This is a genomic window from Novosphingobium tardum, from assembly GCF_042652045.1.
GTDB classification, from domain to species: domain Bacteria; phylum Pseudomonadota; class Alphaproteobacteria; order Sphingomonadales; family Sphingomonadaceae; genus Novosphingobium; species Novosphingobium tardum.
Genome location: NZ_JBHSDR010000004.1, coordinates 209000 through 231841 on the forward strand (window position 1 = coordinate 209000; position 22842 = coordinate 231841).

At 65.1% G+C, this 22842-nt stretch carries 20 protein-coding genes and 1 tRNA gene; 9 read left to right on the forward strand and 12 right to left on the reverse strand.

From position 1 onward, the window contains the following. Nucleotides 1–8 precede the first annotated feature (8 nt). The 5 genes from ACFO0A_RS07305 to ACFO0A_RS07325 all read left to right on the forward strand — a co-directional run bounded on the left by ACFO0A_RS07305 (nt 9) and on the right by ACFO0A_RS07325 (nt 2426). Nucleotides 9–575 (forward strand): Maf family protein, encoded by a 567-nt coding sequence (locus ACFO0A_RS07305; protein WP_379538471.1) that lies wholly within the window; start codon nt 9–11, stop codon nt 573–575. Then, nucleotides 568–1548: a ribonuclease E/G gene (locus ACFO0A_RS07310; RefSeq protein WP_379538352.1), complete on the forward strand. Its 981-nt coding sequence runs from the start codon at nt 568–570 to the stop codon at nt 1546–1548. Before ACFO0A_RS07305 ends, ACFO0A_RS07310 begins: the two co-directional genes overlap by 8 nt. After that, entirely contained in the window at nt 1545–1727 is a 183-nt protein-coding gene (yacG, locus tag ACFO0A_RS07315; protein WP_379538353.1) for a DNA gyrase inhibitor YacG, read from the forward strand. Before ACFO0A_RS07310 ends, yacG begins: the two co-directional genes overlap by 4 nt. Before the next feature lie 97 nt (nt 1728–1824). Next, nucleotides 1825–1900, forward strand: a tRNA-Phe gene (locus ACFO0A_RS07320). Nucleotides 1901–2018: 118 nt separating this feature from the next. Continuing rightward, nucleotides 2019–2426, forward strand: a complete 408-nt coding sequence (locus ACFO0A_RS07325; RefSeq protein ID WP_379538354.1) for a DUF2147 domain-containing protein — start codon at nt 2019–2021, stop codon at nt 2424–2426. Here the strand turns inward: ACFO0A_RS07325 and ACFO0A_RS07330 are convergent. The 4 genes from ACFO0A_RS07330 to ACFO0A_RS07345 all read right to left on the reverse strand — a co-directional run bounded on the left by ACFO0A_RS07330 (nt 2423) and on the right by ACFO0A_RS07345 (nt 8603). Then, nucleotides 2423–3523, reverse strand: a complete 1101-nt coding sequence (locus ACFO0A_RS07330; protein WP_379538355.1) for a CaiB/BaiF CoA transferase family protein — start codon at nt 3521–3523, stop codon at nt 2423–2425. The genes ACFO0A_RS07325 and ACFO0A_RS07330 overlap by 4 nt on opposite strands. Nucleotides 3524–3550: 27 nt before the next feature. Beyond that, entirely contained in the window at nt 3551–4477 is a 927-nt protein-coding gene (locus ACFO0A_RS07335; RefSeq protein ID WP_379538356.1) for an ion channel, read from the reverse strand. Between the two features lie 117 nt (nt 4478–4594). Further along, the gene (locus tag ACFO0A_RS07340; protein ID WP_379538357.1) at nt 4595–7639 is read right to left on the reverse strand and encodes a TonB-dependent receptor plug domain-containing protein; all 3045 of its coding nucleotides are present in this window, start codon (nt 7637–7639) and stop codon (nt 4595–4597) included. A 217-nt stretch (nt 7640–7856) separates the two neighbouring features. Further along, nucleotides 7857–8603 (reverse strand): TetR/AcrR family transcriptional regulator, encoded by a 747-nt coding sequence (locus ACFO0A_RS07345; protein WP_379538358.1) that lies wholly within the window; start codon nt 8601–8603, stop codon nt 7857–7859. Nucleotides 8604–8845: 242 nt separating this feature from the next. Between ACFO0A_RS07345 and purC the strand changes: the two genes are divergently transcribed. Together purC and ACFO0A_RS07355 are read left to right on the forward strand one after the other, a co-directional pair. Beyond that, on the forward strand, nt 8846–9631 hold the full coding sequence (gene purC, locus ACFO0A_RS07350; RefSeq protein ID WP_379538359.1) for a phosphoribosylaminoimidazolesuccinocarboxamide synthase: 786 nt from the start codon (nt 8846–8848) through the stop codon (nt 9629–9631). Nucleotides 9632–9654: 23 nt separating this feature from the next. Continuing rightward, a complete protein-coding gene (locus ACFO0A_RS07355) occupies nt 9655–12513 on the forward strand; it encodes a M16 family metallopeptidase (RefSeq protein WP_379538360.1) in 2859 nt (952 codons plus the stop codon). A 19-nt stretch (nt 12514–12532) separates the two neighbouring features. Here ACFO0A_RS07355 and ACFO0A_RS07360 read toward each other — a convergent pair whose 3' ends face one another. Together ACFO0A_RS07360 and ACFO0A_RS07365 are read right to left on the reverse strand one after the other, a co-directional pair. After that, complete coding sequence (locus ACFO0A_RS07360; RefSeq protein WP_379538361.1) at nt 12533–12865, reverse strand: DUF6481 family protein; 333 nt, start codon at nt 12863–12865, stop codon at nt 12533–12535. 60 nt (nt 12866–12925) lie between these two features. Further along, on the reverse strand, nt 12926–14287 hold the full coding sequence (locus ACFO0A_RS07365) for a peptide MFS transporter (RefSeq protein ID WP_379538362.1): 1362 nt from the start codon (nt 14285–14287) through the stop codon (nt 12926–12928). A 174-nt stretch (nt 14288–14461) separates the two neighbouring features. Here ACFO0A_RS07365 and purS point away from each other — a divergent pair, with 174 nt between their 5' ends. Together purS and purQ are read left to right on the forward strand one after the other, a co-directional pair. Beyond that, nucleotides 14462–14698: a phosphoribosylformylglycinamidine synthase subunit PurS gene (purS, locus tag ACFO0A_RS07370; protein ID WP_379538363.1), complete on the forward strand. Its 237-nt coding sequence runs from the start codon at nt 14462–14464 to the stop codon at nt 14696–14698. Next, complete coding sequence (gene purQ, locus ACFO0A_RS07375) at nt 14698–15375, forward strand: phosphoribosylformylglycinamidine synthase subunit PurQ (RefSeq protein WP_379538364.1); 678 nt, start codon at nt 14698–14700, stop codon at nt 15373–15375. Before purS ends, purQ begins: the two co-directional genes overlap by 1 nt. 12 nt (nt 15376–15387) lie before the next feature. On the opposite strand, the gene ACFO0A_RS07380 is transcribed toward purQ, so the two are convergent. The 6 genes from ACFO0A_RS07380 to glmU all read right to left on the reverse strand — a co-directional run bounded on the left by ACFO0A_RS07380 (nt 15388) and on the right by glmU (nt 22783). After that, on the reverse strand, nt 15388–17700 hold the full coding sequence (locus tag ACFO0A_RS07380) for a putative bifunctional diguanylate cyclase/phosphodiesterase (protein ID WP_379538365.1): 2313 nt from the start codon (nt 17698–17700) through the stop codon (nt 15388–15390). A 125-nt stretch (nt 17701–17825) separates the two neighbouring features. Beyond that, entirely contained in the window at nt 17826–18857 is a 1032-nt protein-coding gene (locus tag ACFO0A_RS07385) for a sensor histidine kinase (protein WP_379538366.1), read from the reverse strand. 70 nt (nt 18858–18927) lie between these two features. Next, a complete protein-coding gene (glmS, locus tag ACFO0A_RS07390; RefSeq protein WP_379538367.1) occupies nt 18928–20751 on the reverse strand; it encodes a glutamine--fructose-6-phosphate transaminase (isomerizing) in 1824 nt (607 codons plus the stop codon). A gap of 18 nt (nt 20752–20769) precedes the next feature. Beyond that, nucleotides 20770–21135, reverse strand: a complete 366-nt coding sequence (locus ACFO0A_RS07395; RefSeq protein ID WP_379538368.1) for a PIN domain-containing protein — start codon at nt 21133–21135, stop codon at nt 20770–20772. A gap of 4 nt (nt 21136–21139) precedes the next feature. Next, the gene (locus ACFO0A_RS07400; protein WP_379538369.1) at nt 21140–21367 is read right to left on the reverse strand and encodes a ribbon-helix-helix protein, CopG family; all 228 of its coding nucleotides are present in this window, start codon (nt 21365–21367) and stop codon (nt 21140–21142) included. A gap of 30 nt (nt 21368–21397) precedes the next feature. Further along, nucleotides 21398–22783 carry a bifunctional UDP-N-acetylglucosamine diphosphorylase/glucosamine-1-phosphate N-acetyltransferase GlmU gene (gene glmU, locus ACFO0A_RS07405; protein WP_379538370.1) on the reverse strand — a complete coding sequence of 462 codons (1386 nt, stop codon included), beginning with the start codon at nt 22781–22783 and terminating at the stop codon, nt 21398–21400. Between the last annotated feature and the right edge of the window lie 59 nt (nt 22784–22842).

Consider the following 22842-nt stretch of genomic DNA (forward strand, 5'->3'; position numbering starts at 1 on the left):
CTGCCGGCCTGATCCTCGCTTCGGCCAGTCCTCGCCGGGTCGAGCTCCTCGCCCGTCTTGGCATCGTGCCGCTGGCGATCGTCTCAACCGAAATCGACGAGAGCCCTCTTCGCGGCGAGCTTCCGCGCGTGCACGCGCTGCGTCTTGCCGCGGAGAAGGCTCGCGCCGCGGCTCCGCAGGCCGGTGACGCCCATGTCCTGGCCGGCGACACGGTGGTAGGCGTCGGTCGCAGGATCCTGCCGAAGGCGGAGGATGAGGCGACGGCACGCAAGTGCCTCGCGCTGTTGTCCGGGCGGCGGCATCGCGTGTTTTCCGGTGTCGCCCTGCAGGCCCCCGACGGTTCGCTTCGTACCGCATTGAGCGAGACCATCGTCCGCTTCAAGCCGCTCAGCCCTGGCGAGATCGACGGCTACATTGCCAGCGGCGAATGGCACGGCAAAGCTGGCGGATACGCGATCCAGGGCCGCGCCGAAGCGCTGGTCGCCTGGCTCGGCGGCAGCCATTCGGGGGTAATGGGCCTGCCCCTGTTCGAGACTCGCCGCCTGCTCCTTGCCGCCGGATTTTCGCTTGGCTGAATGGCTCTACGAATTCGGGATCGGTGAAGAACGCGCGATCCTTGTCGAGGAGGGCCGGATCTGCGCGGCCCGGATCGACTGGGGTGAAGCCCTGCGCGCGGGACTTGTCATCGAGGGCCAGCTTGTTGCGCGAAAGGGGAAGCGCGGCACGGTACGCCTGTCTGACGGGACCGAAGTACTCGTCGATCAGTTGCCGGGCGATACGACGCAAGGCGCGCGCCTCATCGTTCGGATCACCCGCGCACCGATTGCCGAACGCGGGCGCACCAAGCTTGCCCAGGCAAGGCCTGCTCTCGATTCAGAGCCAAGGCCCGCGCCAAGCCTGCTCGAAGCCTTGCGCGATGCCGGCGAAACCGTGCGTGAGCTTCGGATCACCGATCACGATTTTTCGGACGCGGGGTGGCACGAACTGCTCGAACAGGCGCTTTCGCAAACCGTCGATTTTCCAGGGGGCTTGCTGACGATCAGCCCCACCCCGGCCATGACGCTGATCGACGTGGACGGGGCGCTGCCCGGCCCCGCACTCGCGCTTGCGGCAATCCCGGCGATTGCGGATGCACTGCGCCGTTTCGACATCAGCGGTTCGGTGGGGATCGATTTTCCCACCCTCGCCGACAAGCGCGACCGCCAGGCAGCGGACGCCGCCCTGGCGGACGCGCTGGGCGACTGGCGGAGGGAGCGCACGGCGATGAACGGATTCGGCTTCGTCCAGCTAGTCTCGCGTCTTGAGCGCCCTTCGTTCATCCAGCGCATGGCTAGGCCCGCGCCGGCGGCCGTCCGGATGCTGCTGCGCCAGGCCGAACGCGTGACCGAACCGGGCGCGCTTCTCCTTACCGCCCATCCCGCGGTCCATGCTGCGATGAAGCGCGAATGGGAGGAGGAACTTGCGCGCCGCACGGGGCGGGAGATCCGCTGGTATGACGACGCAGGTCTTGCACTGACCGGCGGCTTCGCGCAGGCCATCGCTCCATGAGCACTGCTTCGATCCCAAAATGCCCGATGTGCGGCAAGCCCCGCTCCGCCGAACATGCTCCCTTCTGCTCGACCCGTTGCCGAGACCGCGATCTCGTCAAATGGCTGGACGACGGCTACGCAATCCCCGCAGAGCCAGTGCATCCGTTTGCCGACAGCGAACGCGACGACGCCGTCTGATCCGCGTCGGCAAAAGAGGCTGGACAGGATGAGGCCGCGCCGCCATAGGCGTCGCTCCTGTCGCTCGCCGGTCGTCAAAAGCCGTCGCAGCAGCGATGCCCGGGTAGCTCAGTTGGTAGAGCACATGACTGAAAATCATGGTGTCGGCGGTTCGACTCCGTCCCCGGGCACCACTTTTCGATAGTTTCGCGCTCGGCGTGATCACCTTCGCAGGCGGCTGCGCTCTGCATCCGACGCTAGGCAGCGTTTCTTTCACCAGCTAGGCTTCAGCTCCTGTGAATGGAGCCATCCATGCGCCTTATGCTTGCCGTGCCCCTATTGTTCGCCGCCGGAACCGCGTTTGCCGCCCAGCCCATCGCGGGGCGCTGGTTGACGGAAGACGGCACCGCAATCGTGGACATCGGTAACTGCGGCAAGGTCCTGTGCGGCAAGGTCGTGAAGCTGCTCGCCGGACCGCCAAAGGGGCCGCCGGTCGATTCAAAGAACCCCGACCCCCAGCTTCGCAATCGGCCTTTGCAGGGGCTTGTCGTGTTGCAAGGTTTCACCGACCAGGGCGCAGACTGGCGCGGCCGGATCTACAGTCCCAAGGAGGGAAAGACCTACAAGTCGATTGTCGGTCGCGAGAGCGACGGGCGACTGAAAGTCCAGGGCTGCATCTTGTTCGTCTGCAAGACCCAGCACTGGCGGCAAGCCCGCTAGTCGCGGGCGCCGATTTCCTCGCCCAGTTCGGGAATCTTGCCTGGTTGCCACGGCGGGTCCCCGGCAAAGCGGATTGGCGGCGCGATGTGATGCGACCCGTCAGCTTCCACCAGCAAGCCACGAGCCGCGACATGCGGCTCGTCCAGTGCCTCGCGAAAGTCGAGCACCGGGGCAAACGCCACGTCACGATCCGCAAACCATGCGACCCATTCGTCGCGTGTCCGGGTTGCGAAAGTCTCGCGCAGGAAAGCGATCAGCGGCACCTGGGCTAGCCCCGCCTCTCCTTCTGCCAAGGGGATGAGGTCCTCGCGGTTCAGCGCCTCGAGCAGGTTGCGGGCAAATTTCAGCTCACGACCGCCCAGAACCACGTGGCGTCCGTCTCTGGTTTCATAGACTTGATAGAAGCCCGCTCCGCCGAGCGACCGCTGGCTGTCCGAACGCGGCGCAGGCCCTCCGGCAATGGCCTCGCTGGCAGTGTGCGCGCACCACGGCAGCAGACTGTCGAACATGGCAATGTCGATATAGTCGCCCTCGCCCGTCTTCTCGCGCCCGATAAGCGCCATCAGGACGGCGGAGAGCGCGGTAAGGCCGGCCGCCATGTCCGACGAGGCGACGCCGGGCACCACGGGTGCGCCATCCGGCCCGTCGTTGACGCTGAGGAAGCCTGCCATCGCCTGCACCGCCATGTCGTGCGCGGGATGATGGGCAAGCTCGCCCTTTTGCCCGAAGGCCGAGATCGAGCAGTAGACGATCCGCGGATTGAGCGCGCGTACCGCGGCATAACCGAAGCCAAGGCGTTCCATCACGCCCGGGCGAAATCCTTCGACGAAAACATCGGCATTCCGGCACAAGTCGGCGAGGCGCGTTTTGCCCTCATCCGACTTGAGGTCGACCACGACGCTCGACTTTCCGCGATTGAGGTTCGCGAACCACACCGAATGGCCGGCCTCGAAAGGGCCCTGGCCGCGCACGGGATCGCCGGCGGGAGGCTCGATCTTGATTACCTCGGCGCCCTGATCGGCCATCATCACGGTCATCATCGGACCCGGGAGGAATTGCGTGCAATCCACCACCCTTATGCCGCTCAGCTTGCCCATGTCTGCGTCAGTCCCGGCGCTTTGGCCCTATGACGCCGCGTCATCGCCTGAAGGGGCCGGGACCACGTCGTCGAAGCGGGCATAGTTGATGGTGCGCTCGCCGTTGTCGGTCTGGCCGATAATGTCAACGAAGTGATGACCCCAGCGAATGTCCTCGGCCGCGTAGGCCCAACGCCCGTGAAGCGCCTGCCCCGTATGATTGTCGGTCCCGGTCAGGACCACCACGATCTCCGCATCCTTTGCCGCTCGGCCATCCGCCAGCCACGGATGAAGCGGACTGTCGGCGTCAATGGGGTGCATGACAGTCCACGTCAGCGCGAAGACGGGGTTGGAATCGCGCAGCAGCGCCAGATCGTTGAACCGCCGCATCCTGCCCCGTCCAACTTTCTGATCGCTCAGCAGCGAGACGCGGACCTGTGCTTCGTAGATCAGGTTGTGCCGCTGGTTCGCCGCCCGGAACATCAGCGTGGGGACCCCTTCCACCTCCTCGACGACCGCGACCTTGCTGAACAGGATTCGCGCAGTCGGCCTTGAGAAGCGCGCGAAGGCCACGCCGGTGACGAGAGCGAACATCATGATCCCGAGGGTGATCTCCACGACCACCAGGGTGTTAGCATAGGTGGTGACGGGAAACATGTTGCCGTACCCGATGGTCGCCACGGTCTGGACGCTGAAGAAGAAAAGGTCCCAGAACTGGCCAGCCTGGCGCGGGCCGTCGTGAACATCGACCGAACCCGGCTGCAGCGAGTAGAGCCAGGCGAAGAAGAGGTTGAAGCCAAGAAAAGTCGCGACGAACAGCGCGGAAAGACGTGCCCACGACGCCCGCAGGAACTGGTGGTAGACGTCGGCCAAGCCACCCCCGCTCATGCCGATCGGACGAACGCGGAGCTCGCGATCAGTCTTCAGAGCGCCAGAGAGCAGCTTTCCCTGGGTTCGCGAGGTGCGGCCAAACATCAGTCCCTAGTAGCTCCGGCGTGCGGACGTCCCAAGCGGCAAATCATCGGGATAGAACGCAAAAAGGGGTGGAGGGCCTGTCGGCCGCCCACCCCTTCGAGCCACTAAGGGGAGCGCTCAGAAAGCCTGGCTGACCGCCACCTTTAAGGTCCGGCCCAGCGGATTGCCGGTGAACGGATCGTAGTTGTAGTCGAGACGCGCGAACGGCGGATCCTTGTCGAACACGTTCTGCGCCGAGAGGGCGATTGTTGTGCCCGTATCCAGCGCCAGGCGGTAGGTCACGTCGACGGTCGAGAACGAGCCGATCTTCTTGCCGGTTGTGACCGCCGCACCGGCGAGCGCGCCGGTGTTCGGGCCGAAGACCGCCGCGCCGCGCTGATCGGTGTAACCATCGATATAATTGTATTGCACGCGCAGGGAGTGCGGGCCGAAATCGCCCTGGGCGTAAGCGTTGCCCTTCCACTGCGGCAGCGGGTAGGCGGTCGTCTGATAGTTGAGCAGGCCAACCGCATCGAACGCCGGCTGGACCACGATGCCTTCGACCGTAACCGCGTCGGTCTTGTATTCGATGATGTATGTGCCGGAGAAGCCCAGCGTCACCTTCCCGTTGTCGCCGAACTCGTTTTCGAAGCTCGCCTGGAAGTCGACACCGGAAGTCGACACGTCGGCGGAGTTCACTGCCTGCGTACGCAGGCGCTGAACGTTGCCGATGCCGCAACCCGCGCCGGTGAAGGTGAAGCGGGCCTGCAGCGCGGCGTAGGCCGAATTGCCGCAGTTGGCGCTGCCGGTGGCGCCGAACATTGCGTTTACGATACCCGCGACCGGCTCGCCTTCGATCGGGCCGTTGAAGTCGTAGCGGAAATAATCGACGCTGGCCTTGAACGGACCGGTCTCGACTATCACGCCGCCGCTATAGGTGTTGGCGCTTTCCGGGGCGAGGTTCGGGTTTCCGTTGATGTCGATCGCGCGGAACGACGTGCCGATAACCTGCAGCGAGGTCAGGTTGCCCTTGAGCTGCTGGGCCGGCGGCCCGCGGAAGGTGGAGCCCGCACCGCCGCGAATGGCGAGCCAGTCGGTCAGCTGGATCTTGATGCGGGCCTGCGGATCGAAGGTCGAACCCACGTTGCCGCCGTAATCCTCATAGCGGGCGGACAGCTGTGCCTGGATCGCATCCGTGATCGGAAGCTGAAGCTCGGCGAACACGGCGTAGACATCGCTTTTGGCAAAGGCGTTGAAGTTCGTGCCGAGGAACCCCTGTGCGCCTGTCTGCGGGCTGCAGACCGCCGCCGGGTTCAGCGGGGTGCCGGGGCACGGGTAGTCGCGCAGGTTGCCGACGCCGCCGTAGATGCGCGAATACTTGTTGGTGCGATACTGCCCGCCAAGCGCGAAACCGACTGCACCGCCGGGAAGGTTGATCCCCGTCTCGCCCGAAAGCACCGCGTCGGCGACCCACTGGCTGGTGTTGGCCTGCGTGCTCGAATCGACGAAGAACTGGTCAATCGTGGCAAGGTCGTTGATCAGCCCGGCACCCGGAGTGAGCGACAGCCCATTGGTGCTGCGCGATCCCGCATAGGCAGGGTTGGTCGCGCCGGTGACGGCATTCATCTGAACCGCGGTCGAAAACGGGTTGAAATAAGTACAACCGTTAGTCCCGGCGAGCGCTGCAAGCTGCGCAGCGCTGAGCCCAACGCGCGACGCCGTCGATGCGTACGGGCAGCTTGGCCCGCCGAAGCCGGCCAGCGCGTTCTGCAGCAAGTCGCCGAAGGTGTCGGTGCCTTCGAAATACCGGTCGTACTCACTGTAGGTCAGGCTGGAAGTGACATTCAGGTTGTCGTTCAGCTCGAAGTCCAGTTCCGCCGAAACCAGGAACTCGTCAGACTTGCGCGGCGAATGGGCCGAGCCGCGGCCACCGTACAGCGGGTTTCCGCCGAGGAGGAACGGCCTGAACAGAACCGGGAACGCGATGGCCGAATTGAGCACGCCGTTCGTCGTCGCACAGGTCGATGCTGCGCCGAACGTGGCGCAGTAATCGCGCAGGGCCGGGGTGTAGCCCGGGATGACGAACAGGCCAGCTCCGCCGAATGCCGAGTTTGCCGAAGGCGGCAAGGTCGGCAGGTAGCTGGGCGAGGTGGTGATCCGCGTCTTCGAATGGCCCCACAGGCCGTTGAGGCGCAGCTTGACCCGGTCGCTCAGGTCGAACTGGGTATCTGCGAAGATCTGGAAGCGGTCTTCAGGCTCGACCAGATTGTCGAACTGCGCGAAGTTGACGAAACAGCGATCGGTCGTTGATCCCGGCAGGCTGCGAAATCCGCCGAGAGGGGTACAGCCCTGATCGGAGGTGAAGATCGCCGGATTGCCGACGCCGGCACCGTTGAAATCGAAGTTGCCAGGGTTACCGCCGCCGGTGAATCCGCCCTGCGGATTGGTGGCGTAAGGCTGAATGGTGAAATCGCGGTCGGTCGTCTGCAGTTCGGAGCGGTGCTGATAACCGGCCGAAACGAAGAAGCGGAAGTTGTCTTCGGAGTGCCCGAAGCTGAGCGCGCCGCCGTAGTCGCCCTTCGACCCCTTGATGTAGCGATAGTCGCCCGAAGCGAGGAAGCCCTGCTGGTCGGTCTTGGTAATGAAGTTCACGACACCCGCGATCGCGTCCGAGCCGTAGGTCGCCGCTGCGCCGTCCTTCAGCACCTCGATCCGACCGATCGCGGCCGATGGGATCAGGTTGACGTCGACGATGGGAATGCCGCTGCCGCCCGACTGGACGATCCGCTTGCCGTTCAGCAGCACCAGCGTTCGCTGCGGGCCAAGGCCGCGCAGGTTGATCGAGGCCACACCCTCGTTGCCCTGCGAACGGGCATCGAACTGGTTGGCATCTCCGATCACGCCGTTCGAAGTCGGCAGGTTCTTGATCAGCTCAAGCGCGGATGGGCTGCCCTGCTTGGCAAGCTCGTCGGCCGAAATGACGTCGACAGGAGCCGGCGCGTCTTCGCTCGATCCACGGATCAGCGAGCCGGTGACAACGATTTCCTTGGCCGGGACCGCTTCGTCGGCGGACTGCGCCGCAACGGGATCGCCGCCGACCTGGGCCATGGCCCCGGCGGACCACAGCGAACAAATGGCAAAGGCGGTGAACGAGCTGGCGGTGCGCAGCGCAATTTTCGACATCGATGTCTCTCCCCAGGCGACGACCTCGTGGGCCGGCGCTCTTATTGCGTGACGGGAAAAGAATGGCGGTGATGCCGCAAGTTCCTCCCCCGTGATCGCCCGGCCCCGTTCGTGCGGGTAACCGTCGCGACCCGCCTATTTGAAGAGATAGGAAAAAACAGTCAACGCTGATTGTTGAGGTCCAATGGACCGCTCCGGAAAGTGTTGCCCGAAGGCTTCAGTCGTTCTGCGAGGTAGGATCCTTGCCGACGGAGCCCTGCCGCTTCAGCGGGCGCGGCAGGTCGTGGACGACATCCTTGAACGCGGGTTCCTCGAGGAAGCGCATGATCAGGCGCTTGTACCAGACCAGCAATTCGAAGGCATCGTCGATGCCCGTGTCGTTCTCGTCCCAGTAGAGCTGATCGACCATCAGCCCGCGCATCGCCGCCACGTGGAGCCGGGCCATGGCTCTCACCGCCCGGGTGTTGGAATATCCCAGGTCCTCGGCGACGACGCTGGGGCCGTCCAGCAACTTCTGGTTGTAGCCGCGCATCAGCAACGCGAACGGGCCGTGAATTTCGGGATCGCTGCGCGCGCCGAGCATGATCTCGGTAAGCGCCACCGCCTCGGGCTGGCGCATCGTGTTCCACATGGCGTCGGTGATCGCAAAGAACCGCTCGCGCCCCCGGTCCACCGTGCTGAGCACTTCACGACGGTCGCGCTCCTGCTCGTCGAGAATGTGTTCGGCCGTCGCCAAGAGAAGGTCGGCACGAGTCTTGAAGTGGTGGAGCATGGCCCCGCGGCTGACGCGGGCACGGCGCACCACCTCGATCGTGGTGGTGGCGGTATAGCCCAGCGAATTGAGCGTCGCGATCGTGGCGCAAACAAGCTTGCGCCGCGTCGCGGCGCTGCGCTCGGCCTGCAGGCGCGACGGCGCGGACGCTGCGCGCGGCTTCAGATCGACTTTCGCTGGGGAGGCTGCCATCGCGGCGCATAGGTATCACAACCCCGGTTCGTGTCCAGCAGCCTTGCCGCGACAGCGACGGCGGCAGGCATGCGCAAGGCAGCTTGATTGCCTTTCGCGGGCGGTTGACCTATAGGATGGGCCAAACGCCCCGGCCCTTCGATGCCATCAACTTGCCGCCTCGCGCGGCAGGCCGCATCGGTGCCGGGGCTCGTCGTTTTGCGCCGGGCGGCCCGCCGCCGGGACCTGTCCAGGGAATTGCAATGTCTCGTCGCCGCCAGATTTACGAAGGCAAGGCCAAGATCCTCTATGAAGGGCCGGAGCCCGGCACGATCATCCAGTACTTCAAGGACGACGCCACCGCCTTCAACGCGCAGAAGCGCGGGACCATCAATGGCAAGGGCGTGATCAACAACCGCATCAGCGAGTATGTCTTCACCCGCCTTTCGCACATCGGCATCCCGACCCACTTCATCCGCCGGCTCAACATGCGCGAGCAGCTCGTCCGCCAGGTCGAGATCATCCCGATCGAGGTCGTCCTGCGCAATGTCGCCGCGGGCTCGCTGTCCAAGCGTCTCGGCATCGAGGAAGGCGAACCGCTCCCGCACACTCTGATCGAATACTATTACAAGGACGATGCGCTGGGCGATCCGATGGTCGGCGAAGAGCACATCGCGTGCTTCGGCTGGGCTTCGAACGAGGAGATGCAGGACATCTCCGCCATGGCGATCCGGATCAACGATTTCCTGTGCGGGATGTTCGCGACGATCAACATCCGCCTTGTGGACTTCAAGCTCGAATTCGGCCGTATCTGGGACGGGGACTACAGTCGCGTCATCCTGGCCGACGAGATCAGCCCCGACGGATGCCGCCTGTGGGACATGACCACCGGCGAGAAACTGGACAAGGACCGCTTCCGCCGCGATCTCGGCGGGGAAGAAGCCGCCTACCAGGAAGTCGCGCGCCGGCTCGGGCTGCTCCAGGACGACGGCGGACCCAGTGAAGTCTTCGACCTGTCGCACCATCGCAAATTGCGCGGGAAGAAGTAGGCCCGCTCACAGTCCCGGCACCGATGCGCTTCGCCCGACTGCTTCCTTTCGCCGCGCTGCTGCTCGCGGCATGCTCGGCGCAGCCCCGGCACCTGGCATCGGCACCCGCCGCCCCCGCGCCCACCTGGGCATTCGAGAAGGCCGATCTTCCGGTCGATCCGGCGTTCCGCTTCGGCGTGCTGCCAAACGGTATGCGCTACATTATCCGCCAGAACGCCACGCCCAAGGGCACGGCGCTCGTGCGGATGGATATCCAGGCAGGCTCGCTCGACGAGCGTGACGATGAACGCGGCTACGCCCATTTCATCGAGCATATGGCGTTCAACGGGTCGACCAACGTCAAGGAGGGCGAGATGGTTGCCCTGCTCGAGCGCAATGGCCTGGCATTTGGCGCCGATACCAATGCTTCCACCGGCTTCGAGCAGACGCAGTACAAGCTCGACCTTCCGCGCAACGACCCGGCGCTGCTCGATATCGCGCTGATGCTCATGCGCGAGACGGCCAGCGAGCTCACCTTCGATCCGGCCGCCGTGCAGCGCGAGCGCGGCGTGGTGATGTCGGAACTGCGTGACAGCCTGAGCTTCGCGCGGCGCAATCTCGAAGACCAGATCGCGTTTCTCTATCCCGGCGCGCTCTATCCGCAACGACTGCCGATCGGTGTGCCGGAAACGCTCAATGCCGCAACGGCGGAACGGCTCCGCGCGGTCTGGGCACGTGAATACACGCCGCGCGACACGACGCTGGTCGTCGTGGGGGACTTCGACCCCGCGTTGGTGGAACGCAAGATCGTCGAACGGTTTGCCGGCTGGCAAGCCGCGCCGGTGAACCCGCGCCCTGACGAAGGTACCGTCGATCCCAAGCGCAAGGGCCTGACCGACATCTTCATCGACCCCGCCGTTTCCGAACGGGTCGCCGTTTCACGGCACGGCCCCTGGCTGGATGAGCCCGACAGCATCGCGAACCGCCGCACCGCGCTCCTGCGCGAGATCGGCTACGGCATCATCAACCGCCGTCTGCAGCGGCTTTCCCGGCAGGCATCGCCACCGTTCCGCGCTGCGGGCTTCGGTACTTCCGAGGTTTTCAAGATCGGCCGCACCACGAACCTCATCGTCGACACCGTCGATGGCGGCTGGAAGCCCGGGATAGAGGCTGCCGCCAAGGAATACAGCCGCGCGCTTGCCACCGGCTTCACGCAGGCAGAGATTGACGAGCAGGTCGCCAACATCCGCACCTCCGCCCAGAATCTTGCCGCAGCGTCCGCCACGCGCAGCAATGCCGCGCTGACCGCCGGGGCTCTCGCGCTCGTCGACGACGAGCAAGTGCCGACCACGCCGGAAAGTTCGCTCGCGCGGTTCGAAGCCTTCGCCCCCTCCATCACGCCGGCTGCCGTGATGGCAGCGCTTCGCACCGAGGCCATTGTCCTCAAGGATCCGCTCATCCGGTTCCAGGGCCGCACCCCGCCCGCCGGCGGAGCGGCCGCGATCCGCGCGGCGTGGGACAAGTCGGCGCGGATGAAGGCTAACGTGCAGGCGGGCGGCGAGAGCGCGGCCTTCGCGTACACCGACTTCGGCGCACCCGGCACCGTGGTTTACGACGCACGCGAACCGCTGCTCGGCATTCGGACGATCCGCTTCGCCAACAACGTCATGCTCAATCTGAAGCGCACCGAGATCGAGCGCGACCGCGTTCGCGTGAACCTGGCGGTCGACGGGGGCGAAATGCTCGATACCCGAGCCAATCCCCACGCGACTGAGATGACCGGGTTCCTGACGGCGGGGGGCTTGGGCAAGCACAGCCAGGACGACCTGCAATCCATTCTTGCCGGCAGAACGGTCGGCGGGGGCCTGTCCGCGTCCGGGGACACCTTTTCAACGGCCGCCGTCACCACGCCACGCGACCTGCAACTCGAACTGCAGCTGCTCGCCGCCTATCTCACCGATCCTGGCTATCGGCCGGAGGGCGAGGAGCAGTTCAAGCTCAACATCGCGAACTTCTTCGCCCAGTCGAAGGCGACGCCAGGCAGCGCGCTGGCGACGGCACAGGGCGCCATTCTCTCCGCTGGCGATCCGCGCTTCTCGCTCGGCAACCCGGCAGACTACCAGGGACTGTCCTTCGCCCAACTCCGCAACGATATTGGCGACCGGCTCAATCGTGGTGCGATAGAAATCGGCATCGTCGGCGATATCGACGAGGAGCAGGCGATCGCTCTCGTCGCAAAGACTTTCGGCGCCCTGCCCGAACGCGAGGCCAAGTTCGGGGCATGGCCGCAATCGCGCGAGCGCACGTTTACTACGCAGCGAGGATTGACCGTCGTCCGCCACAGCGGCGACCCCAGCCAGTCGATCGTCCGCGTCGTCTGGCCCACCCGTGACGACAGCGACGCGCTCGAAACGGCGAAGCTCGAACTGCTCGAGAAAGTCACCGCCATCGAGCTTCTCGACGGGATCCGTGAGAGACTGGGCAAGAGTTACTCGCCTGGCGCTTCCGCCTCGAACAGCAGGGTTTACAAGGGCTACGGCACATTCACCCTGACCGCGTCAGTCAATGCCGCTGATGTTCCGGAAACGCGAAGCGCGATCGACGCGATAGTGGCCGATCTGCGCCGAGCTCCGGTTGCCGACGATGTTCTGCAGCGCGCGCGCGCTCCCATGATCGACGCGCTGGACAACGCACTCAAATCAAACGCGGGATGGATGTCGCTGGTCGACCGCGCACAGACTGAAAGCGACCGGATCGAACGCTACCAGCAAGCCCGCGGGCGGCTGCTGTCACTGACGGCAGCCGATGTGCAAGCCACGGCGCAGCGCTATCTCCTGGCGGGCAAGGAGGTCACGATCGTTGTCCTGCCCAACGGTGCTACCACCCCGCAAGCAGCGCGATAGCGCCGGTTCCGAAGGCGCTTTAGCGGCGCTTCTTCTTGTTGGCCTTCCGCTCGGCGTAACGGCGGTCCCGCTCGGCCTTCTTGATGGCGGCAATTTCCTCTTCGGTGGGCATCGCGGCCAGCGCCGCGGCCTCGGCCGCTTCCTTCTCTGCCTTGGCGGCAGCAATCGCCGCTGCCTTGGCCTCGCGCTTTTCGCGCGCCGCAGTTTCCTTGCGCTCGGCCGCCAGACGCTTTTCCTCGACCACCGCCGGATCGACGGGGGGGCGCGACTTGAGCTTGGCCAATGCCTTTTCACGTGCTGCTGCCGCGGCGGCTTGCCGGTCGGCCAGTGTCGGGGCCTTATACGATGCCATGTGTGTCGAGTTCTCCGTTGTTCGCGACGCCCATAGCAGCAATCGCCGGAAAGTCGCGTGTTATGCGCGCGAGACCTGCGCGGGCGGATCATGCTCCGGCTCCAGCAGGTGCATGACGGGACGGCGGAAGACTATCAGCATCACCAGCGCCCCGAGGGCGATGCCCGCATCCATCAGCCAGTAGAGGGGTGCACCCAACGGTTCGTAAAACCGGCCCAGCCAGCCAAGCAGGAAATAGGACAGCATTGAGGTGGCCTTCAACATCGCCATCATCATCGCGTTCACCGAGGGCGGAGAATCCCGAGATACCAGCGACTGGATCGGCGGCTCGGTCCAGCCATAGGCAAGGTCGAGGACCAGGAAGAAGGCGATCCACAAGAGCACCGGAACGAGCGGCAACAGCGCACTTGCGGCGGCCAGCACGAAGGCGGCGGCGACCCCGAAGTAGCCGATCGCGACCTTGGCGAAGTCGCTCGGTTCTCGCCCGCGCGTTGCCAGGGCGATCCAGATGCGGTTGGCGACGACCACCCCCAGAATGGTCAGCACGCCGTCGACTATCCCGATCCAGGTCACCGGCACTTCCCAGCCCAGCACCACACGGTCGACCGCCGTATCGGCCCACACGAACATGATGCCGTAGGCTTGGAGCGCCGCCGCTCCGTAAAGCGTATAGGGTATCAAGAGGAACAGGATCGCCAGCACCCGGCGGCGCTCAGAATGGCCAAGCTTTTCCCGCTCCTCCCGCTGGGTGATCCGGTCGGGCGGCAAATGGCGGCGGCCGGCAAGGTAGGTAACCAGCCCGATGAGCATGCCGAAACCGGCAACGTTGAAGCCATAATGCCAACCGACCTTTTCGCCGATCGTGCCGATCGCAAGCGGCGCGGCAAGCGCGCCGATGTTCAGTGTGATCAGGTAGACCCCGAAAGCCCGGGTGCGGCGATGATCGTCGGGCGCGTAAAGCAGGCCGACCTGTGCCGCCATGTTGCCGATCACCCCGCCCGCGCCGAGCACGATGCAACTCAGCGCGACGAGGAAGAAATGCTCCGACGCCATCAGGATATGGCCCGCAGCCATCAGCACGCATCCTGCCGCGACCGTTCGGGTCTTGCCGAGCACCCTGTCGCCCAGCCACGCGCCCAGCAGCGGCGTGCCGTAAAGGAGGCCGGAATAAATCCCGAAGGTCTGCGAGGCAAAGGCGATGTCGCTCATCGGCCCGAACAGCGAAGCCAGGAATGCCCGGAATTGCCCGAGGCCGAGGACGTTGCGGGCATGCTCGGGCAGCAGGAGGTACTTGGTCATGTAGAGCATGAGCAGCGCCTGCATCCCGTAAAACGAGAAGCGCTCCCACATTTCGGTCGTGGCGAGGACGGTCAGTCCCCGGGGATGGCCGAACAGGTCGCTGCGCACTTGCCGGGTTGCCATCGCGTTCCTCGCCGGGCGACGCTGCCCGGAATAACGCACGGCTAAACCACACGGCGCGCGGGACAAAGCGCTATCGCGGGGTGGAAGCGGCAGGCGCACGCTTGCCGCGAATCGGCCTTCGCTGCATAGGCACCTCCAAGCTCGTCTCTCCGCGCGCGAAAGGTTCTGCTGCCCATGAAAGTCCGCGTTGCCGTTTCGCTCAAGCCCGGGGTGCTCGACCCGCAGGGTCGCGCCATCCACCACGCCCTAGAGGGCTTGGGTTTCAGCGGGGTTCGCGACGTGCGTGCCGGCCGCCTGATCGAACTCGACGTGGCGGACGAAACGCCCGACTCCGCGATCGAGGAGATGTGCCGCAAGCTGCTCGCCAACCAGGTGATCGAGAACTACCGCATTGAAAAGGTCGCCGGCTGATGTCCCTGCGCAGCGCGGTCGTCACCTTTCCCGGCTCCAACTGCGACCGGGACATGGCCGTCGCCATCGAGCAGGTCACGGGTACGGCGCCGCTGCACGTATGGCACGGCGACGCCGAGCTGCCCGAAGGTCTGGATTTCATCGCCCTGCCGGGCGGCTTTTCCTATGGCGATTACCTTCGCTCGGGAGCGATGGCCGCGCGTTCGCCCATAATGCAGGCGGTCGTCGCCGCCGCCAATCGCGGAGTTGCAGTGCTCGGGGTCTGCAACGGCTTCCAGGTCCTGACCGAAGCGGGTCTGCTGCCCGGCGCGTTGATGCGCAATGCGGGCATCCGCTTCGTCTGCCGCGAAGTGCAGTTGACGGTCGAGAACAGCCAGTCGCTGTTCACGCGGTGCTATGCGGCAGGGCAGCAGATTCGCATTCCCGTGGCGCATCACGACGGCAATTTCTTCGCCGACGACGCGACGCTCGATCGGATCGAGGGCGAAGGCCGGGTGGCATTTCGCTATGCCGAACCCGTGAACGGGTCCGCCCGGAACATCGCCGGGATCCTGAACGCGAGCGGGAACGTGCTCGGAATGATGCCGCATCCCGAACGGATGATCGAGGCCGCACAGGGCGGCACCGACGGGCGCGCACTTTTCGAAGGGGTACTCGGCGCGCTCGTCAGCGCCTGAGCGAGCTTCGGCTTACGCCGCCGCGCCCTGGCGCTGGAATGAGGGCCGCGTGAACAGGCCACGTGCTTCGACGAAGCCCATCGGTCGCCCGAAGTAGTAGCCCTGAATCTTCTTGCAGCCCAGCTTGCGGATCATCTCCAGCTCGGCTTCGGTTTCCACCCCTTCGGCCGTCGTGGACATGTCGAGACTGTCCGCCATCGCAACCACCGCGCGGATGATCGCGAGGCTTTCGGCCGCGTTCTTGGCGGCGCCTTGCACGAAGCTGCGATCGACCTTGATCGTGGTGAAGCGCATTTTGCGCAAGTACCCCAGGGAGGAATAGCCGGTCCCGAAATCGTCGAGCGCGACCCCGCAGCCCAGCGCCATGATCTGCTCGAGAGTCGCTTGCGCAGCCGTCCCGTCGCGCACGAAAATGCTTTCGGTCACTTCGATCTCGAGCCGGTTTGCGGGCAGACCGCTGGTCGACAGCGCGCCGACGACGCTTGCCGCAAAGTTGGGGTCGAGAAGCTGCTCGCCCGAAACGTTGACGGCCACCTTGACGTGCGAAGGCCAATTCATCGCCTCGCGGCAGGACTCGCGCAGTATCCACTCGCCGATGGGCACGATGAGCCGCGTATCCTCGGCCAGGGGGATGAACTTCGCGGGGCTGACGAAGCCGTGCTCCGCGCTGTTCCAGCGCAACAGGGCCTCGAAGCTGACTATCGCCTCGCTCGTCGCATCGACGACGGGCTGGTAGGCGATCGTGAATTCGTTGCGCTCGAGCGCGCGGCGTAGCGAGAATTCGAGCTGGCGGCGCTCCTCGGCATGGGCGTGGAGCGAAGGCTCGTATGTGAAGTGCCTGCCGCCGCCCTCGTCCTTGGACCGATAGAGCGCAAGGTCGGCGTTTCGCATCAGCGTCTCGACCGTGGCCCCGTCACGCGGACCCATCGCCGAACCGACGCTGGCACCCACATAAAGAGTGTGATGATCGACCTCGTACGGGGCCGAAAGCACGTCGATGACCTGCTGCGCGATGGCGGAGACGCGACTCACATCGGAGGCGTCGCGGATAACGACGGCGAACTCGTCACCGCCTAGGCGGCCGCACAGCTCGTTATCGCTCACCACGCTCTTCAATCGCTCGGAGACCCGCGCAAGCAGCTTGTCGCCAACGAGGTGGCCCAGCGTATCGTTGACCGCCTTGAACCGGTCCAGGTCGATCATCAGAAAGGCGCAGCGCGTGCGCCACTGGTCGGCATAGCGCATCGCCTCGCCCAGCGTCTCGGTCAGGAGAAGGCGATTGGGAAGGCCAGTCAGGGTATCGTACCGGGCCAGATAGGCGATCTTTGCCGACGATTCGCATTGTTCGGTCACGTCAGACCCGACCCCGCGAAAGCCGTCGAAGACGCCGTTTTCATCGAGCTTTGGCGTCCCGGAAAGCTCCCACCACAGGTTTCGCTCGCCGATGGTAACCCGCACCAGCAGGTTGGAAAAGCTTTCGCGACGCTTCAGTCGCTCGGCCAAGTCATGAAGGCTGGTGTGGAAGTGCCCAGACTCCCATGCCGATCCGGCAATTAGCTGGATGAACGGCTTGCCGCCGATATCCTCAGGGTCGAGGCCGAGTGCGAAGGCGAAACGGGGGCTTACGCTGCGAACGCGGCGCGACGTGTCGATCTGCCACAGCCAGTCGGCCTCACCCTCCTCGAATTCGCGCAGCAACAGCGAGACGACCTCGCTTTTTTCCGCGATGCCCGCCTCGGCAACACGGGCCGACAGGAACGTGCGGGCAGCTTCGATGGTGCCGACGGTGATGATCGTCAGGAACACTGCCACGACCGCGGCGATCTGATAGTCTCCGGTCCAGATGAAGCTGCCGATCATCGCCCCGCCGACGATATAGCCAAACACGATCGTGCCGAGCGGAACCGCGTTAAGCGCCATCGCAGAACCGGTGATCAGCATCGCCAGCACTGTCCACAGGATCATGCGGTCAACCGCGGTGCCCTGATAAGCGAAGCCGAAGACCGGCGCGGTCCAGACGAGTGCCGTCAGCGCGGCGCTGATCGCCTGGCTGTTGATCTCTTGGCGCGTCATGCGTCGCCGGTCGGCGTCGCCCATGCTGCGGTCGAATTTTGCGCCGTAATAGAGCGCCCCGGCCAGCGCCGCCGCCCAGCCCATCAGGACGAAAATGTTCACGATGTGGAGGTAGGTCTGGATGACCAGCAGCGCGGCCAACGCGTGAGTCAGCAGGCGCGAGACGGTAATCTTTGCGAGGTTGGAATACTGCAGCCCTCGCAGCCGGCCCCAGTCGCCGTCCTGAGGACTCGACAGACCCAGGACCGCCATGGTCGGAAGTGCACGCGGAAGGGCGGAAGCTGGATCGTTCGGTTTCACCCCGCGGACATATCCGGGGAAAGGTTATCGCACCGTAAAGCTGGGCCGATTAAAGCTGTGGACAGATGGCCTTGCGCTCAGGGCAACTGCTTGAGTTCCAGCAAGAAACGCGTGCCGTCGGCTCCGCTCCTGATCTCGAGCGAGGCGCCGGCCATCTCGGCCAGGGCCTGAAGCAATTTATGTCCCTTTCCAGTCGCCGCCCCGCCGGGGTGAAGCCCCCGGCCATCGTCGGCGATCACGAGCGAAGCACTGCCGTGCCCAAGCCGGGTCAACGAGACCCGGATCGTGCCGCTGCCGCGTTCACGGAAGGCATGCTTGACCGCATTGGTCACCAGCTCGTTCACCAGCAGCGCGAGGGCGGCCGCCCGGTCGCGGCTGATGAGGCACGACTCCGCTTCGACTTCAAGGCGGATGTCCCGATCGAGGCCGAGTGCCCCACGCAGCGAAGCGCAAAGGCGGTTGAGCAGGACCTCGGCATCGACCACCGTGATGCTGCCCGGTTCGTAGCGCAGGCTTTCATAGGCGTCGGAAATGCTTTGAAGCCTCGCCGCCGCGCGCGTCAGCACTTCCTTGACCTCGTCGTTCGTCGTCTCGCGAACCTGCAGCGCAAGCAAGCCTGACAGCATCGCGAGATTGTTCTTCAGGCGGTGGTCCACCTCTTCGAGAAGCATGTCTCGTTCCGCGATCCGCATTTCGCGTTCGGCCAGAAGATCAAAGGCTTGCCGTCGCGCCGCGTCGGTGATTAGCACTATCAGGAAGCCGACAATCCCGTTGACGATCGTCCGTGGAAAGTTGTTTGGATCGGCAAATGTCAGCCACCGGCCGGGAACCATGAACCCGCTGGCCACGACGGCCGTCATCGTAAGCCACGCGATCAGCCCCGCGCGCAGTCGGCCGGTCAGCGTCGCGAGCAGTATCCACGGATAGATGACCGCAAAGGGAGCGGTGCCCCGGACCCATAAATCAACGAACCCGCGGCTGGCGAGGAAGCCCAGAAGCGCGGCCAAGGCCACGGCAACCTGCACCGCAAGGGCACTGCCGCCCTTGCGCTCTCCGACAAGGTCGAGGCGCGCGAGACGCATCGCGCGCGCAGATCGATTTTCGGGCACCCACCGCTCCCCAGCGTTCCTGGAGGGGGGACTTACCTGACTTGGACGAACGAGGACAACAACATCTGCGCTATTCGACCGTCACGCTTTTCGCCAGGTTGCGCGGCTGATCCACGTCGGTCCCCTTGGCGACGGCAACGTGATAGGCGATCAGCTGGACCGGAACCGCGTAGACGAGCGGCGCGATGAGCGGGTGGACGCGGGGCATCTCGATCGTCGCCATGCACCCCTCGCCCGCCTCTGCGATCCCTTCCGCATCGGACACGAGCACGATCTTGCCGCCGCGTGCACGCACCTCCTGCATGTTGCTGACGGTCTTTTCGAAAAGCGGGCCGGACGGCGCGAGCACGATGACCGGGACGGCTTCGTCGATGAGAGCGATAGGGCCGTGCTTCATCTCGCCGCTAGCATAGCCTTCGGCGTGGATATAGCTAATTTCCTTTAGTTTAAGCGCGCCTTCCAGCGCCAGCGGATAGTCGGGACCACGCCCGAGATAAAGCACGTCGCGCGCCGGCGCGATCAGGTGCGCCATCGCCGCAATATCGGCGTCATGGGCCAGCGCGGCGTTGAGCGCGGCAGGCGCCTCGGCAAGATGGGCCACGACGTCGCGCTCCTCGGCCCGGTCGAACCGGCCGCGTCGCACCGCCATGTGCGCGGCCAGCGCCGCCAGAACCGCAAGCTGACAGGTAAACGCCTTAGTCGAAGCCACGCCGATCTCGGGCCCGGCATGCGTCGGCAAACGAAGATCGGCCTCCCGCGCCATCGAACTTGTCGGAACATTGACGAGAACGGCAACGGTTTGTCCCGCGGCCTTGCAGTGGCGCAATGCGGCAAGGGTATCGGCGGTTTCGCCCGACTGCGAGATGAAGAGCGCAAGCCCCCCCGGCTCGAGGACCGGATCGCGATAGCGGAACTCCGAAGCGAAATCGATGTCGACCGGCAGGCGGGCGAAAGTCTCGAGCCAATACTTGGCGACCATCCCGGCGTAATAGCTGGTTCCGCAGGCCACGATCGTCACGCGGCGGATTGCCGACAGGTCGAAGTCGATCTGCGGCAGCGCAACGCTCTGGTCGATCTGGCGCAGGTAGGAGTTGAGCGTCTGGGCGACCACGGTGGGCTGCTCGAAGATCTCCTTCTGCATGAAATGACGGAAATTGCCCTTCTCGATGGTCGCCGCCGTCGCTCCGGAAAGGGTGACCTCGCGCGTTACGGGTTGGCCCGCCGCATCGTAGATCTGGGCCCCCTCGCGCCGAATGACGACCCAGTCGCCCTCGTCGAGGTAGGAAATACGCTGGGTCAGCGGAGCGAGTGCCAGCGCGTCGGAACCGAGATAGGTCTCGCCCTCACCATATCCGACGACCAGCGGCGAACCCAGGCGCGCGCCGATAAGCATGTCGTCGTGAGCCCTGAACGCGATCGCCAGGGCAAACGCACCGCGCAGTTGCGGAAGTATCGCCTGCACTGCTGCTTCCGGCGTCGCACCCCCCTCGACCAGTTCGGAGATAAGGTGTGCCACGACTTCGCTGTCGGTCTCGCTTTCGAACACGCGGCCCCGCGCCATGAGGCCGTCGCGCAAGGGCCGGAAGTTCTCGATGATGCCGTTGTGGACCAGTGCCACCTCGTCGGTGGCATGCGGGTGGGCATTGCTCGTGTTGGGGGCGCCGTGCGTTGCCCAGCGGGTGTGGGCTATGCCGATGTTGCCGGGCGCGGGCGAGCGCTCGAGCTCGGTCACGAGGTTGAAGAGCTTCCCCTGCGCGCGGCGGCGGACGAGCTTGCCGTCATGGACCGTGCATACCCCTGCACTGTCGTAGCCGCGGTATTCCATGCGGCGCAGACCTTCGACCAGGCGATCCGCGACGGATGACGCACCCACGATTCCAATAATTCCGCACATGGGAAAGCGACCTCTCTTTTACTGTGAATAGGGGATGCGGATGCCCGGCATCTCGGCGGGGAAGTCTGCACTGTTGCGCGTCACGAGGATGCGGCCCGTCACCTGTGCCGAGGCAAGGACCACAGCGTCGGCCAAGGCCATTGCCGGACGCTGAGAGCGCAATGTCGCGGCGCGGCGGGCAATTTCCTCGTTCAGTTCGACGACGTGGAAGAAATCGAGAAATTCCTCGACCCGCTCGGCATCTCCGTGAGCGCCGGCCAGCACTTCCGTCCAGGTCAACCGGCTGATCCAGCGCTCGCGCGCGCGCGCGACCTCGGCCCGCGCGGCGGGCAGGCCGATCAGCGCATCGACGACGATGGCCGTATCGAAAAGTGCCTCGCCCACAGGATCAGCGCGGCGCGCCGCTGCGGATCAGCCGCTGGTAGGCGATGCCATCGGGAATGTCGGAGCGGTCGCGCCACATGCCGAAGTAGTCGTCGATCGCCCGCCGCGAGCGGCCCGCACGCAAACTCGCGACCGCTTCACGCACCATGGCAGTCCGCGAGGTTCCGGCATCGGCGGCTGCGCGGTCGAGCCAGCGGATGTCTTCTTCGGGAATATCGACCAGCGTGCGCACGGCGGCGTGATATCACGCTATGATATCACGTCAAGGCTGCGCTTTGCGCTCAGCCTTTTTCTTCTTCATGGCGTCGTGGAAACGATCGGCCCAGCCGGGCTTCACGAGCTGCTCTGCCCGCACCATCCGCAGTTCGCCGTCCGCGACATCGCGGCTGACCGCGGAGCCTGCCGCAACGATGGCGTCGGCCCCAATCCTGACGGGGGCGATAAGCGCGGAGTTCGATCCGATGAATGCGCGCTCGCCGATGATCGTGCGATACTTGAAATAGCCGTCGTAGTTGCAGGTGATCGTCCCTGCGCCGATGTTCGCGCCCGCCCCTATCTCGGCATCGCCGAGATAGGTCAGGTGACTGGCCTTGGCGCCCTTGCCCAGGGTTGCGGCCTTTACCTCGACGAAGTTCCCCACCTTGGCCCCTTCCTCCAGGACCGCGCCGGGCCGCAGGCGCGCAAAGGGACCGGCTTCCGCACCATGGGCAAGCGTTGCGCCGGCCAGGTGGCTGAACGCCTTGATCGTCACGCCGTCACCGATCTTCACGCCCGGTCCAAACACCACGTTGGGCTCGATCGTGACATCGCGGCCCAATTCGGTGTCCCAGGCAAACCACACGGTTTCCGGCGCAACGAGCGAGGCACCTTCGGCCATTGCGCCCAGACGGCGGCGGCGCTGCCACCGGGCTTCCGCCTCTGCCAGCTCGGCGCGGCTGTTGATCCCGGCAACCTCGTCAGGGTCGTCCGTGGTGACGACCGCACAGGCGCGACCTTCCGAATTGGCGATGTTGACGATATCGACCAGGTAATACTCGCCCTGGGCATTGCCGTTGCCCACCCGCGCCAGGAGCGGGAAAAGGTCGTCGGAGCGAACGGCCATAAGTCCGGAATTGCACAGCGTGCAGGCGCGCTCCTGATCGGTCGCATCCTTGAATTCCACCATCTTGGCGATGCGCCCGTCATCATGGGCGAGCACCCGGCCGTACTGAAGCGCATCGTCCGGCTCGAAGCCCAGAACCACGACGGCCGGCTCGTCTGCGGCGTGAAGCCGTTCGAGCATCGCCCGCAACGTCTCGGGCCGGACGAACGGAACGTCGCCGTAAAGGATCAGGACATCGCCCTCGAAGCCTGCGAGCGCCGCTTCGGCCTGTTGAACCGCATGGCCCGTGCCCAACTGCGGGTCCTGCACGGCCAGCGCAGCCTCGCCTCCCACCGCGGCTTCGAGCTGGTTGCGCCCGCTGCCAACGACAACGACCTTGCGCGCCGCGCCAAGCGCATCGACGCTGCTCATCAGATGAAGCAGCATCGGTCGCCCGGCGATGGGGTGCAGCACCTTGTGCTTGTCGCTTTTCATGCGCGTGCCTTGCCCTGCAGCAAGGATCACGACGGCAAGCGGAGCGGCGGGACGAACGTCAGTTTCTGTCATGCGACGGGCTTTGCCAGCAAACGCCGGCCGTTTCCACACTCGCGCATGCGCAGCAGCCC